The organism is Pseudomonas sp. PB103 (assembly GCF_009764635.1).
Lineage (GTDB): Bacteria > Pseudomonadota > Gammaproteobacteria > Pseudomonadales > Pseudomonadaceae > Aquipseudomonas.
Map to the genome: position 1 here is coordinate 43,608 of NZ_RWIL01000148.1, position 13,923 is coordinate 57,530.

The 13,923-nt window shown below is 59.7% G+C and carries 14 protein-coding genes; 6 read left to right on the forward strand and 8 right to left on the reverse strand.

What is annotated here, in order from left to right; all coding sequences use genetic code 11:
- Nucleotides 1-716 precede the first annotated feature (716 nt).
- On the reverse strand, nucleotides 717-1,136 hold the full coding sequence (locus tag EJA70_RS26190; RefSeq protein WP_158834613.1) for a type II toxin-antitoxin system YafO family toxin: 420 nt from the start codon (nucleotides 1,134-1,136) through the stop codon (nucleotides 717-719).
- Between the two features lie 6 nt (nucleotides 1,137-1,142).
- Nucleotides 1,143-1,289, reverse strand: a complete 147-nt coding sequence (locus tag EJA70_RS30885) for a hypothetical protein (RefSeq protein ID WP_164979417.1) — start codon at nucleotides 1,287-1,289, stop codon at nucleotides 1,143-1,145.
- Nucleotides 1,290-1,903: 614 nt separating this feature from the next.
- On the opposite strand from EJA70_RS30885, the gene EJA70_RS26195 reads away from it, so the two are divergent.
- The gene (locus EJA70_RS26195) at nucleotides 1,904-2,269 is read left to right on the forward strand and encodes a DUF6124 family protein (RefSeq protein WP_158834616.1); all 366 of its coding nucleotides are present in this window, start codon (nucleotides 1,904-1,906) and stop codon (nucleotides 2,267-2,269) included.
- A gap of 150 nt (nucleotides 2,270-2,419) precedes the next feature.
- Entirely contained in the window at nucleotides 2,420-2,776 is a 357-nt protein-coding gene (locus tag EJA70_RS26200) for a DUF6124 family protein (RefSeq protein ID WP_129391576.1), read from the forward strand.
- A gap of 256 nt (nucleotides 2,777-3,032) precedes the next feature.
- On the opposite strand, the gene EJA70_RS26205 is transcribed toward EJA70_RS26200, so the two are convergent.
- From EJA70_RS26205 to inhA, 3 genes are all read right to left on the reverse strand, one after another.
- On the reverse strand, nucleotides 3,033-4,598 hold the full coding sequence (locus EJA70_RS26205) for a PAS domain-containing methyl-accepting chemotaxis protein (RefSeq protein ID WP_158834619.1): 1,566 nt from the start codon (nucleotides 4,596-4,598) through the stop codon (nucleotides 3,033-3,035).
- A 102-nt stretch (nucleotides 4,599-4,700) separates the two neighbouring features.
- On the reverse strand, nucleotides 4,701-5,492 hold the full coding sequence (locus EJA70_RS26210; protein WP_158834622.1) for a CPBP family intramembrane glutamic endopeptidase: 792 nt from the start codon (nucleotides 5,490-5,492) through the stop codon (nucleotides 4,701-4,703).
- A 209-nt stretch (nucleotides 5,493-5,701) separates the two neighbouring features.
- Nucleotides 5,702-6,388 (reverse strand): isonitrile hydratase, encoded by a 687-nt coding sequence (gene inhA, locus EJA70_RS26215; protein ID WP_158834625.1) that lies wholly within the window; start codon nucleotides 6,386-6,388, stop codon nucleotides 5,702-5,704.
- Between the two features lie 89 nt (nucleotides 6,389-6,477).
- Between inhA and EJA70_RS26220 the strand changes: the two genes are divergently transcribed.
- Nucleotides 6,478-7,461 carry a GlxA family transcriptional regulator gene (locus EJA70_RS26220; protein WP_158834628.1) on the forward strand — a complete coding sequence of 328 codons (984 nt, stop codon included), beginning with the start codon at nucleotides 6,478-6,480 and terminating at the stop codon, nucleotides 7,459-7,461.
- Nucleotides 7,462-7,537: 76 nt separating this feature from the next.
- Nucleotides 7,538-8,170 carry a hypothetical protein gene (locus tag EJA70_RS26225; protein WP_158834631.1) on the forward strand — a complete coding sequence of 211 codons (633 nt, stop codon included), beginning with the start codon at nucleotides 7,538-7,540 and terminating at the stop codon, nucleotides 8,168-8,170.
- Here EJA70_RS26225 and EJA70_RS26230 read toward each other — a convergent pair.
- The 3 genes from EJA70_RS26230 to EJA70_RS26240 all read right to left on the reverse strand — a co-directional run bounded on the left by EJA70_RS26230 (nucleotide 8,142) and on the right by EJA70_RS26240 (nucleotide 11,543).
- Nucleotides 8,142-8,531, reverse strand: a complete 390-nt coding sequence (locus EJA70_RS26230) for a hypothetical protein (RefSeq protein ID WP_008081752.1) — start codon at nucleotides 8,529-8,531, stop codon at nucleotides 8,142-8,144. The genes EJA70_RS26225 and EJA70_RS26230 overlap by 29 nt on opposite strands.
- 392 nt (nucleotides 8,532-8,923) lie before the next feature.
- Nucleotides 8,924-10,750, reverse strand: a complete 1,827-nt coding sequence (locus tag EJA70_RS26235) for a glycoside hydrolase family 15 protein (protein ID WP_158834634.1) — start codon at nucleotides 10,748-10,750, stop codon at nucleotides 8,924-8,926.
- On the reverse strand, nucleotides 10,743-11,543 hold the full coding sequence (locus tag EJA70_RS26240; protein WP_158834638.1) for a glucose 1-dehydrogenase: 801 nt from the start codon (nucleotides 11,541-11,543) through the stop codon (nucleotides 10,743-10,745). Before EJA70_RS26240 ends, EJA70_RS26235 begins: the two co-directional genes overlap by 8 nt.
- Nucleotides 11,544-11,815: 272 nt before the next feature.
- Between EJA70_RS26240 and EJA70_RS26245 the strand changes: the two genes are divergently transcribed.
- The gene (locus EJA70_RS26245) at nucleotides 11,816-12,988 is read left to right on the forward strand and encodes an MFS transporter (RefSeq protein ID WP_158834641.1); all 1,173 of its coding nucleotides are present in this window, start codon (nucleotides 11,816-11,818) and stop codon (nucleotides 12,986-12,988) included.
- 78 nt (nucleotides 12,989-13,066) lie between these two features.
- On the forward strand, nucleotides 13,067-13,801 hold the full coding sequence (locus EJA70_RS26250) for a thioesterase II family protein (protein WP_158834644.1): 735 nt from the start codon (nucleotides 13,067-13,069) through the stop codon (nucleotides 13,799-13,801).
- Nucleotides 13,802-13,923: the final 122 nt, after the last annotated feature.

Here is a 13,923-nt window from a genome sequence, read left to right on the forward strand (position 1 = left end):
CATGAACATCGGCTCCCTTTCCCCCTCGCCCCCATTGGGGGAGAGGGCTGGGGTGAGGGGGATGGATCTTGAATGCGACACACTTTTCGATCTGTGTGCATATCCATTGCTGCGGCAACGGCCACTTAGGGTTTCGCCCTGACGGCGACTTACTTTTTTTACAAAAACGCCTAAAAAAAGTAAGCAAAAAAACGCTTGCTCCTACGTTCGGCCCGCTCGCTAAGGCTCGTGGTTCCTTCGCTCCGGGATCCATCCGGGCGCATCGCCTCCGGTTTGCTGCGCTGCACCACCTCTCGCTGTGTTTGGCTTCGCCAAACGGTCGCTGCGCTCCCACGCCCGGATCAATCCCTCCACTCAGCCTTCCGACGTCGCCCGTGGATCAAGATCAAAAGCGGTACTCGAGCTTGCGCTCATTGTTGAGTGGTGCGGCTGCGCCGCGAGTTTCATGTAGGAGCTGCCGCAGGCTGCGATCTTTTGATCTCGCTTTTCGTAGGAGCAGAGCTTGCTCGCGAAGGCGGCCTGCCAGCCGACCATTCTCTCGCTGATGCACCCGGCCCTACTGTAGGAGTGAGCCTGCTCGCGATAGCGACCTACCAGCCGACCAATTTCTTACAGACTGCTTGCAATCCCTGTGGGAGCTGGCTTGCCAGCGATGGCGGCCTGACGAACAACACCAAAACATCAGAGCAACTTCCCGCTTTTTCTGAGAGTACAACTCACCGCTCATCAATGTCCGGAAAGAAGATCCTGCCAACAGCCCAAGGCTCAACGATCTCGCAATGTACGGTGCGCAAAAAAGATCCCCACTCGCTTCGGTTATGAGCATCCGGGCCGGTGATTGTCAGTAGCAGGTACTCATCCCGAAAGGCGTCATAGGCGTAGATCAGCCAAAAGTCACTGTCAGCATCATCAACCAATGCTGTGCGGTAATACTGACGATTGATTTTTGCCCATCGAGCCTGCAGTGCCTGACTACTGGCCAAGTGAATATGATGCATATCGCTCAGATCGAGTCGTTCGTCTCGCCCAAAAACTGCGGGTAATTCATCGCAGATTTTGTAGTTGTAGAAGTGTGCCGCGAAGTTTTTCCAGTTATTGATTTGTTCAAAAAGTGTGGAAATTTTGATGGCTGGCATCCAGGCCTACTTTGTAAAAGGTAGCCTGCCAGTGATCACAAATTTATCGAACACTTTCTGCCCATCACGCGCGGCTTGCCGAACATCAAGGAATGTCAGTTCATCACGGACATCTTTTTTGTCGGGTTTGTCGGTTTTTCGGGTGGTGGCCATCGGAGCCTCCGAAGGATGTGTATTCATGCTGACCAGCTTATGTGAATTAATTTTGAGCGGCAAACAGTTGAACCCTGCTCAGAGATGGGCAAGTCGGCGGATTCTGATCGAGTTGTAGGACATGGAACGCAGATGTGTAGGCACTGAAATATTGTCATTTGATGCCTGCGATGGCGCGGATGCATTTTCAGGTTGAGCGATTTCGTCTAATCGTTTCAGAAAACGGGTTGAACATTTTTCGGCATTTCGCGTTGTTAAACATGATTGCTGATAGATGTTTAAATTACACAAACCGTTACGCCACAAGCCCTACAACGCCTTGCGCCGTTACCTACGCGTACGCCAGAATCCGCCGGCATACACGACCATGGCTCGGGCTATATCGTTTCCCTGTCACTGCCCATCAGTGGTCGGGTTTAGTAGCCCGCATGGTTTTAGTAGGTGCATGAGTCCCATTAAGTCAGGCGTATTGTCTGCACTCGATGGTGGCTGTGCTCAGGGCGCTTTCGAGCGCGCCGGTCTTGCTAATTCCTCCGGTCTACTAACCTGCGCACAGCCGCCACCCTTCTTTTAGTAGAGAACGGTCGCGGCCCTTGTTCAGGAATTAGATATTTATGTTCAAAGCCACGCCAAATCCCCCGGATATCGATCCGATCCCGTACGACCCAACTCTCGAACCTCAAAAGATAAGAGAAGCGACCGACCGCGCCATCAACTTCTATCTCAACCCCGGCTCACTGAAGCTTTCAATCCCTTCCCGCAAGACCAGCAAGATCTTCCTCGTCGACCCCGCCGTGGACGAAGAAACACTGCTCGTCGAAGCCTGCGAATCATTAGCAGCCGCCAGCGACATGGCCCGTGATATCGGCGATGTCGTCGACAACACACAACGCCGGGCCATGCTGATGCTGCATCAGGTGATCATGCTGAGTGAGTTGATGGTCAATCGAGTCCTGGACAGCCGCCGCTTGCCGCACTAGCAAACTCGCCGCGGTCCCCTGTAGGAGCTGCCGTAGGCTGCGATCTTTTGATCTGTTTTTTAACAATCAAAGGCAAGATCAAAAGATCGCAGCCTGCGGCAGCTCCTACCGGGTGTCATTCTTTCGCAGTGCCTTGAGGAGTTTCAGTTGATGTCCGAAACCAACAAACCGTTGGTCACAGACCCGGTATCGCCCTACGAATCATTCAATTCCAGAAAACTCCACGAAGCCGCCGAACGCGCCCTTGATCATTACCTCGCGCCCGCGCAGATCATGGCCACGCCTTACAGTCCAAGCAGCATGTTTAGGGTCAACCCACAAACCGATACTGAATCGTTGCTGGCAAATGCTTGCGAATCTCTGGCCTCGGCGACGGTCATGCTCGGTGATTTCGCCGGCGCGCTGGAGGGTCCCAACCGCAATACTTTGCTAGGGATTGCGCAAGTGGTGATGTTGGGGGAGTTGGCGGTGAATCAGGCGTTGGATAATGTCGTGCCTAAGGAGTAGGCGCCATCAGTTCTGGCCTCATCGTCGGATCGCCGCCCGGAGCAGGCTCACTCCTACATGGGGCAGCGGTGATCGATGATCCCTTGTAGGAGTGAGCCTGCTCCGGGCGGCCTGCGAGACTCCACAAATTCCGGATCAAAATAAAAAGCCCGGACAGCTTTCGCTTGTCCGGGCTTTGAGGATCAAAAGATCGCAGCCTGCGGCAGCTCCTACATCGATCCGCGTAGGAGCTGCCGCAGGCTGCGATCTTTTGCTTTTAGCGGTTAAACCGCTCCACCAACGAGTATTGCGTGTTGGCAGTCTTGGTCAGCTCTTCACTCAACAACGCCGAGTTATGCGCCTGTTCCGAGGTCTGATCCGCCAACTCCGAAATGTTGCTGATGTTGCGGCTGATCTCCTCAGCCACCGCACTTTGCTCTTCCGTCGCCGCAGCGATCTGCGTGGTCATGTCGGTGATGTTGGCCACCGCTTCACTGATCCCGACCAACGCCTGATCCGCTTCCAGCACCCGCGCGACACCTTCTTCCGCCTGGCGATGCCCGGCTTCCATGGTCTGCACGGCACTCGAAGCCGTCTGCTGCAACTTGGCGATCAAGGCGTGAATCTGCCCGGTCGATTCGCTTGTGCGCTGCGCTAACTGGCGAACTTCGTCAGCCACCACGGCAAAACCACGACCCATTTCACCTGCACGTGCGGCTTCAATCGCAGCGTTGAGCGCCAGCAGGTTGGTCTGGTCGGCGATGCCTTTGATCACATCCACCACGCCGCCGATTTCGTCGCTGTCCTTGGCCAGTTGGGTCACGGTCAGGCCGGTTTCGCCGACGACGACGGACAGGCGCTGAATGGCTTCGCGGGTTTCCCCGGCGATGTCACGACCGCGACCGGTCAGGCGATTGGCTTCCTGAGTCGCGTCAGCGGTGCGCTGCACGTGGCTTGCCACTTCCTGAGTGGTCGCGGCCATCTGGTTGACGGCGGTGGCGACCTGTTCGGTTTCCACGCGCTGACGTTCCAGGCCGCTGGAGCTGTTGTGCGCCAGGGCGTCGGACTGCTTGGCCTGATCGGTCAGGTGTTCGGCGGTGTCCTGCAGGCGGGTCAGGCAGGTTTTCAGGCGGGCTTCCTGGCTGAGGATCGACATTTCCAGACGCGCCTGGGCGCCACGGCTGTCGGTGTACATCTGCGCGATCAGCGGGTCGGAGGTAGTCTGCTCGGCCAGACGCAGCAGGCGTTTGAGCCCGCGTTGCTGCCATTGCAGGCCCATCAGTCCCAGTGGCACCGACAGACCGGCGGCGAGGGCGAAGCCCCACTGCGAGTTCAGGGTGGCGCCGATCACGAAGCCCAGTTGGCTGACCAGAATGAACGGCAGCCAGTCCTGCAGCACCGGCAGCCATTTGTCGCTGGAAGGGATCGCCGACTTGCCCTGGTTGATGCGTTGGTAGAGCGCTTCGGCGCGGCGGATCTGTTCGGCGGTGGGTTTGATCCGCACCGACTCGTAACCGACCACCTGATTGCCGTCGAATACCGGTGTCACGTAGGCGTTAACCCAGTAATGGTCACCGGTCTTGCAGCGATTCTTGACAATGCCCATCCATGGCAAGCCTTGTTTCAATGTGCCCCACATGTGCGAAAACACCGCAGCCGGGACGTCGGGGTGACGGACCAGGTTGTGCGGCGCACGGATCAGTTCTTCTCGCGAAAACCCGCTGATTTCAACGAACGCATCGTTGCAGTAGGTGATCACGCCCTTGGCGTCGGTTGTGGAGATCAACCGCTGCTGAGCCGGGAAAGTCCGTTCGCGTTGTGTAATGGGCTGGTTATTACGCATGGTTTTTCAATCCGCAAGGCTTTGAAAGGTTGTCGGCGGTGACAGCTTTTTATTGAAATTTTTTTTCAATAATCGGCACAGCGTCGCAAAACGGCGCTTGCTTCAGCCAGCGAGCATCGGATAGGTGAACAGGCCGAAATGCAGCAGATTCAGCCCGAAGTGCGTGGCGATGGCCGCGCCGAGCCCGCCAAAACGGTAGGCCAGACCATAGCCGACACCCGCCAGCCCTGCCAGCAACACCCAGGTCCAGCCTGCGCCGGCATGCGCCAGCGCAAACACCAGTGACGCCAGCAGCAGTGCGAGGTTTTCACCGTAAGGCAGATGTTTGAAGTGGCGACTGAGACCGCCCTGTATATAGCCGCGAAACAAGGCTTCCTCGACCAGCGTTACCAGCAGCAGGTTGTTCAGCACCCACAACCACGATTGCTCTGGCCACTTCGGCGCCCAGGCGATCACGCCGAGCAACATGGCGCCGCCGAGCGCGAGGATCACGCTCAACGTCAGGGCGAGGGCGCTGGCGTACACCGTCAGGCGCAACGAACGCCGCGCGACGATCCACGGGCAGACCAGCAACAGCCAGAAGCCAATCAGCGGTTTGTCGAGATTCATGTACATCGCGAACGGCACGGCGTCGTCGGTGAAACGCTGCGGGTCGATTGCCCGGCCATTGGAAAAACCCGGCAGCCAATGCAGCGCCAGCGCCACAGCGAGAACGACAAACAGGCCATGACCGAGAAACCGTGCGACCGGTACTTTTTGCAGATTCACGGCGAAACCGGCGAACACCAGCAGCCCAATGGAGATCAGTGCCAGCCAGCCGAGTTGGCCGTAGCTCAGTGCCAGGCCGTAGCCGAGGCTGAGAAGTGCCAGATAAAGCCATGGCAACGCCTTCATCGAAAGTTCCTGTGGAAAATTGTGGAAGGGCTTTCTACACGGGTGAAGGCGTGGGGACAAGTAAAGCTGCGGCGGCAAACCGGGACAGATACCCATGACGCACCACCTGTAGGAGCTGCCGAAGGCTGCGATCTTTTGACTTTGGTTTTTCAAGATCAAAAGATCGCAGCCTTCGGCAGCTCCTACAGGTTTTTGTGTGGGGTTTAGGATCAGTGCAGGTTGAGTCTGGCGGCCGCACGTTCGGTGATTTCCGTGCGCAGCTTCAGCGACGGCGCAGCACGCAGGCGGGCCTCAGCGACAATCGCGCTCGGCGCAACGTCCGGGCTGCCCGCGTTGAACGGCGGCGCTGGGGCGTATTCCAGTTGCAGCTGAATCAGTTGCGCCGCGTCGGCACCCACCAACTCTTCAGCCAGCACCAAGGCAAAATCAATCCCCGCCGTGATCCCGCCGCCGGTAAACAGGTTGCCGTCACGCACGACCCGATCCTTCACCGCAATCGCGCCGAGCGTTGGCAGCAAATCGTGATAAGCCCAGTGCGTCGTCGCGCGTTTACCTTGCAGCAGACCCGCCGCGCCCAGCACCAGCGATCCGGTGCACACCGACGTCACATATCGCGCCTGGGCCGCCTGGCGTTTGATGAACGCCAGCGTCTGCTCATCCTCCATCAACGGCCCGACGCCGCCCCCGCCCGGCACGCAGATCACATCCAGATCAGGGCAATCCTCAAACGTGGTGGTTGGTTTCAGCAGCAGGCCGGTGCTGGCAGTGACCGGCATCAGGTCCTTCCAGATCAAATGCACCTGCACGTCCGGTAACGACGCGAGCACGTCATAGGGCCCGGTCAGGTCGAGTTGCTGAACCTGCGGAAACAACAGAAAACCGATCTGCAGCGTCATTGTTCTTGCTCCATGAAAAGGGGTGGACGGCTTCACTGTAGGCGCGTAGGTTCTGGCGCATACGCCAATAACCCCACGAATTACGCCAAATGCCCAAAGCCATTCACGTACTCGCGTTCGCCAACATGCAGATCCTCGACGTCACCGGGCCGTTGCAGGTGTTCGCCTCGGCCAACGACCTTGCCCGTCAGCGCGGCTTGCCCATTCCTTATGCGCCGAGCGTGATTGCCAGCGGCGGCGGGGCGGTGATGTCCTCGGCAGGCTTGGCGGTGTTGGCCGAACCCTTGCCGCAGGAACCCAGCGACACATTGATCATCGCCGGTGGCTGGGGCATTTATCCCGCTGCTGAAGATGTGCCGCTGGTGGATTGGGTTCGTGAACACGCGGCGAAATGCCGGCGCGTGGCCTCCGTATGTACCGGCGCATTTCTGCTGGCGGCGAGTGGCTGGCTCGATGGCCGGCGCGTGGTTACGCACTGGACGCGCTGTGAGCAATTGGCACAGCAACATCCCAATCTTCAGGTCGAGGCCAATCCGATCTTCATCAACGACGGGCCGGTGTGGACGTCGGCCGGGGTCACCGCCGGTATCGATCTGGCATTAGCGATGGTCGAGGAAGATCTCGGCAGCGACATCGCGCTGGACGTTGCCCGGCACCTGGTGGTGTTCCTGAAACGCCCGGGCGGGCAATCGCAGTTCAGCGTGACCTTATCGCTGCAAAACCAGGGCAACCGTTTTGATGAGCTGCACGCGTGGATCGCCGAAAACCTCACCTGCGATCTTGGCGTGCCGACCCTCGCCGAACAGGCCGGCATGAGCGAACGCAGCTTCGTCCGCCACTACCGCGCCGACACCGGCCAGACTCCGGCGCGGGCGATTGAATTGATCCGGGTCGAGACGGCGCGGCGGCTGTTAAGCGACACCGGGCTGCCGGTTAAACGCATTGCGGCCAATTGCGGGTTTGGCAGTGAAGAGACGCTGCGCCGTAGCTTTCTACGGGCGATCGGGGTGACGCCGCAGGCGTATCGGGAGCGGTTTTCGGTCAGCGCTGCAACAGATCCAGTAATGCCTTGAGTGTTTCCTGCGGGGCTTCCTTCGGGTTCAGATAGACTGCGCAGCTTATTCTGCCGACCGACTTCAAGGACGATGCATGTCACGCAAATCGCTGCTTGCTCTGCTGGTACTCATCGGGATGCTGGCCGGTTGCGCTTCGCCGCCACCGTCATTGCCGGACACCCCGCAACGCCGTGAGTTGATGGAGCGCATGTTTGCCAAGTCGACGATCATGCTGTCGCTCAAGGAACTCGACGCACGCGCTGCCGCCGAGCCGGGTGGAGCAAAGCGCCAAGTCTCTGCAGATGAGGCAGTGGCCAGCCATAAGAAACAAATGAATGTCGACCTGCCCGCCGCCTATTGGGCGCAGCGACGTGCAAACCTTGCGCAACTGATCGATGCCAGGGCCAAGGGCGAGGCCATTGGTCTGGCGGCTTATAAAGAGAAGTACTTCGAGCAATTGTCCCAGGCGCCGACGCCTGTGCTCACGGCTCTGGCCGATGCGCCGAGGATGGACGCGCTGCCGGAGTTTGCGCTGGTGCTGCCCAACGATCATCAGCTCAGTTACTTCTACCTGATGACCGTCGCGGATGAGACGTTCTGGGAAATTGAGCAGTTTTACCAGCACATGGCCGATCTGGATGCCCAGTACGGCGTGTGCGCGCTGTACCCGGATTGCTACCGACCGGACTTCCGCACGGCTAAGCCTCGGCTTCCGCCACCTGATTGAAATACTTGCTCCGATCCGGCGTGAACGTCACCCGCATCTTCGTCCGCGAGCACGTCAGCGAGCGCTCTTCACGCAAATCGATATCCAGATTCTCCCCACGCAAACCTTGCCACTGGGCGAGGTATTTCAGCGAGCCGTACTTTTCATTTTTTTTCAGGCTGCGACTGACGCCACCTTTCCAGCCGAGCACCGGCAGTTCGTCAGCGAGGCAGCGTTGGGCGAGGTCGGGGAAACGGGTGGCGCGCTGGCGGCCGATTTCCCAGCATTTGATCAGGCCTTGGTCGGCGGCTTCCCAGAGTTGGCTGCGGGTGAGGCCGCTGCGCAGGGGCAAGTCGATGGCGCGCTGGACGTGGTGGGTCATTCCGGTTCCTTGAATTCGGGTTTTATTGGACAGCTCCGCTGTGCCCGTTGCGGTGGATGGTAGGGGGCGATGTAACAGCTGGCAACAGGGTATTTCAGGGTGTGAGTGCGGGGTGCGGGGGAGGGTGGACGCGGCAGATGTTGAACACCTGTAGTCCATTGCCATGCGAATTTGTGGCGAGGGGATTTATCCCCGATGGGCCGCGCAGCGGCCCCAAAGTCAGAAAATTCGGTACTTCTGGAGGAATTAGTTGGAGGGTTTTGGGGCTGCTTTGCAGCCCATCGGGGATAAATTCCCTCGCCACAGGGGGGTGGTGACACATCATTTTTTTGGTGTGTAAGTCCTACAAACGCGGGTGTTTATGGGGTATTTCCTACAACCCCTGGCGAACTTTACGGCTGCCACTCACTCTTTTCCCCACTCAACTTGCGATCCAGAAAACTCGCCGCGCTGATCAATGCCAGATGCGTCAGCGCTTGCGGCGTATTGCCCAGATGCCGCCCATGGCTGTCGAACTCCTCGGCGTATAAACCCAGCGGGTTGGCGTACCTCAGCAATTGCTCAAACTCCAGATGCGCCTTTTCCACCTGCCCGGCCCGGGCCAGGCATTCGACGTACCAGAACGAGCACGCAGCAAATGCGCCTTCGGTGCCGGACAGCCCGTCAATGTTCGCGTCATCGTTGCGATAGCGGTAAACCATGCCGTCGCGCACCAGATGCTTTTCAATCGCCGCAAGCGTCGACAACCAGCGCGGATCCTTGGCGCTGACAAAGCGCACCAGCGGCATCAGCAGCATCGAACCATCGAGCGCGGTGCCGCCCTTGTACTGGACGAAATGTCCGCGCTCTTCATCCCAGAAGTTGTCCCAGATGTCGGCATAGATCGCCTGCCGTGTCTGATCCCATTGTGCGAACGGCGCCGGCAGCGAGCGTTTTGAAGCCAGACGGATTGCCCGGTCCAGCGCCACCCAGCACATCAATCGTGAATGCAGAAAGTGATGCTGTTCGCCGCGCATTTCCCAGATGCCGACATCAGTCGTCTGCCACGTTTCACAGACTTGATCGACGACTTCGCGCACATGCTTCCAGCCTTCATGGGAAATCGCGTCGCCGTATTTGTTGACCAGATACACCGCGTCCATCAACTCGCCAAAGATGTCGAGCTGGATCTGATCGTAAGCGCCATTGCCGATGCGCACCGGTTTTGCGCCGCCGTGCCCTGACAGGTGATCCAGTTCGGTTTCCGGCAACTCCTGTTGACCGTCGATGGCGTACAAGATGTTTAGCTTCATCGGTTGCCCGTGGCAATCGCTGACCCGGCCGCGCAGCCAGCCCATGTAGGCGTTGGCTTCGCCGACAAACCCCAGGCGCATGAACGCATACACGGTAAATGAGGCGTCGCGAATCCACGTGTAGCGGTAGTCCCAGTTGCGTTCGCCGCCGGGGGTTTCCGGCAGGCCGAAGGTGGCAGCGGCGAGGATCGCGCCGTGTTTGCGTGAGGTCAGTAGCTTGAGGGCGAGGGCCGAGCGATTGACCATTTCCCGCCAGCGTCCGCGATAGATCGACTGGCCGAGCCAGTCGCGCCAGAACTTCAGCGTGCGCTCCATGCACAACTGCGCGGCGCCTTCTCCGAAGCGTGGATCGTCCTCGCCACCGAGCAGAAACGCGGCGGTTTGATCCTGCTTCAACGTGAAGGAAGCGACCGCCGCCCCGGTATCAATCTCCAGCGCTTGATCGGAGGCCAGGCGCAGTGACGGCTGACCCTCGGCGCTGAAAATCACTGTTTGTTCATCCATCCGCGCGCGCGTGTCAGCTCGGGCGTAATCGTGGCGCACCGCGCAGCGCACGTGAAACGTCGCCTCGCCGCTGACCACGCGAACCCGGCGCATCAGCAGTGGCAAATCATCCTCGCTGTCGCCCACCGGCAACAAGTCGGTGACTTCAACCACCGCGCGCTCACTCAGCCAACGGGTTTGCAACACATTGGTGTCGGGCAGGTAAATCTGTTCGCGACGGGCATCGGGCAAGTCCGGTGTGATCTGAAAAATCCCCGCGTCGGGCGTGTCCAGCAACGAACAAAAAATTGACGGACTGTCGAACTCCGGCCAACAGAAAAAATCCACGCTGCCGCGATCATTGACCAGCGCCGCACTGCGCATGTCGCCGATGATGCCGTGGGCGTCGATCGGGCTTTGTCGTTCCAGGTGATGCTCAGCCATTGCCGCGAAACTCCGGATAGAGGCTCATGCCGCCGTCGATGAACAGGGTGGTGCCGACGATGTAATCGGAGGCGTCGGAAGCCAGAAAAACCACCGCGTTGGCGACGTCTTCGGCATCGCCGATGCGGCCGTAGGGAATGAGTTTGAGCAGCTCTTGTTCAGCATCGCCGGTGGTCGCCGAGACATTGATCGGCGTGCGAATCGCCCCCGGTGCGATGCCGTTGATGCGAATGCGTTGATGGCTGACTTCCTGCGCCAGGGTCTGCATCAACTGATCGACGCCACCCTTGGACGCGGCGTAATTGACATGCCCGGCCCAAGGAATGCGCTGGTGCACCGAACTCATGTGAATGATCTTGCCGGCTGCGCGGGAAACGCCTTCACGCACACCTTGGCGATTGAAAATCCGCAGCGCGGCGCGGGCGCAGAGGAACTGGCCGGTGAGATTGACGCCGATGACCGCGTTCCAGTCATCGAGCGACATGTCCACAGCAGCGGCGTCTTTTTGCAGGCCGGAGTTGGCCACCAGAATGTCCAGCGAGCCGAAGGCGTCGAGGGTCTCGGCGAACAGCCGTTCGACCTGATCTTCCTTCGACACGTCGGCGCCGATGGCCAGCGCTTGCCCACCGTCGGCGATGATCTGGCGGGCCAGTGCTTCGGCAGGTTCTGCCTGACTGTTGTAGTTGATGACCACGGCGGCGCCGGCAGCGGCGAGGGCTTTGGCGGCGGCGTGGCCGATGCCGGAACTGGCGCCGGTGATCAGGGCAACCTGGCCGGTGAGGGAGATGTGCATGCAGGGTCGCGCCTTGATTGAGGGCTTATTAAGCTGACCGGCGGCCTGCCAAAAGAGTTCATTCCAGTGGGTTTTGTGGTGAGCGCTCGGGCCTCATCGCGGGCAAGCCCGCTCCCACAATGATCGATGTTGTGCCCGAATTTTATGTCCACCCTATTCCCTGTGGGAGCGGGCTTGCCCGCGATGGGGCCTTCACATTCCACCAACAATTGCGCGCTTCCACGCCTCCCGACGCTATGGCAACGTGGCGGCCCCTGATGAGGCTGCAGTCCATGGCAAACCCCTACCGCGAATTATTCACCGCACCCGGCGCGCGCAATTTTGTTCTGGCCGGGATGATCGCGCGCATGCCGATTTCGATGACCGGCATTGGCGTGATCACCATGCTCTCGCAACTCAAGGGCGGCTATGCGTTGGCCGGTGCTGTGGCGGCGACGTTTGCCCTAGCCACGGCGTTTTGTGCGCCACAGGTGTCGCGTCTGGTCGACCGTTACGGTCAGCGAAAAGTGCTTCCGGTGTCGGCGTTGATCGGCGGCGGGGCACTGTTGATGTTGCTGCTCTGTACCCGTTTGCAGGCGCCGACCTGGACCTTGTTTGTGTTCGCCGCGCTGGCCGGGTGCATGCCGAGCATGTCGGCGATGGTGCGGGCACGCTGGACTGAAATCTATCGTGGCCAGCCGCAATTGCAGACGGCCTATGCGCTGGAGTCGGTGCTCGATGAAGTCTGTTTCATCGTCGGCCCGCCATTGTCGGTGGGGTTGTGCGTGGCGGTGTTCCCCGAGGCCGGGCCGTTGGCTGCGTTGTTGGCACTGGCGATTGGCGTGACGGCGTTTGTCGCCCAGCGCAGCACCGAGCCGGCGGTGCATCCGCACGCGTCGCACGATCAGGCGTCGATCATTCGTTCGACCGACATTCAACTGCTGCTGGCGCTGATGACTGCCATGGGCATCATTGTCGGTGTGATCGATGTCGTCAGCGTCGCGTTTGCCCAGCAGCAAGGGCAACCCGCAGCCGCCAGCATCGTCCTGTCGGTGTACGCCATCGGTTCGTGCCTGGCCGGGATCGCCTTCGGTGCGATGCGTTCGAAATTGCCGTTGCCACGGTTGTTCTTGTACGGCGGGGTGGCGACGGCGGTGACGACGTTACCGTTGTTACTGGCGAGCAATATTGTCGGGTTGTCGCTGGCGGTATTCATTGCCGGGTTGTTCTTCGCGCCGACGCTGATCGTAGCGATGGCGCTGGTCGAACGCATCGTGCCACCGGCCAGGCTCACCGAGGGCCTGACCTGGCTGGTGACCGGCTTGAGCATCGGTGTGGCGGTAGGTGCCGCTGGCTCCGGCTGGCTGGTGGATGCCTTCGGCGCGCGTAGCGGTTTCTGGCTGGCGATAGCGGCCGGGGCGGTGGTGCTGGGTGCGGCTGTGCAGAGTTTCCGTCACTTGAAATGACTGGATAGACGCGCGCGGGCTAATTTCTGCTGGGCCGCCTTCGTTCTTTTATACAGACAACTTTTCGAGGTAAGCCGGGTGACTCAGCTGACATTGCTGTGCCTTCCTTATTCGGGCGCCAGTGCCATGGTCTATAGCCGCTGGCGGCGCAAACTGCCGCAGTGGCTGACGCTGCAACCGGTCGAGCTGCCGGGTCGCGGCGCACGGTTTGGCGAAGCGCTGCAAATCGATATGCGGGCGCTGGCCCATCAGTTGGCCAGCGAACTGCAAACGACCCTGCGCGCGCCTTATGCGATTTTCGGCCACAGTCTTGGCGCGCTGCTGGCCTGCGAGCTGGCCCATGCCTTGCGCGCCCTGGGGTTGCCGGAGCCGGTGGCGCTGTTCGCCTCCGGCACGGCAGCGCCGACGCTGCGCAGTGAATATGATCGCGGTTTCGCTGAACCGAAAAGTGATGCCGAACTGATCGAGCAGTTGCGCACCTTGAATGGCACCAGCGAAGAAATTCTCGCCAATGCCGAATTGATGAGCCTGACCCTGCCGGTGCTGCGTGCCGACTTCCTGTTGTGCGGACGTTTTCAGCCCATCCAGCGCCCACTGCTCAAATGCCCGGTGCATGTGCTCGGCGGTACCACCGACCGGGCGACCACCGAGCAATTGATCGGCTGGAGCAAGGAAACCCTCGGCAGTTTCTCCGTGGACATGCTCGCCGGCGGTCATTTCTTTATTCATGAACACGAAGCCAAAGTGCTGAAAGTTATCAAGGATCAGCTCGACGTTCATCACCGCCGACACTCAATGCCCGCCACTGCCTGAACATCAGCACATTTCATGTGGGAGCAAGCACGCTCCCACAGGGTTTCCTGCCCGTCTGAAAATCCCCGCCTGCCTCGCTCCTGATACTTCTTCTCATTCGCTAATTTTTCCGGTGTGCATTC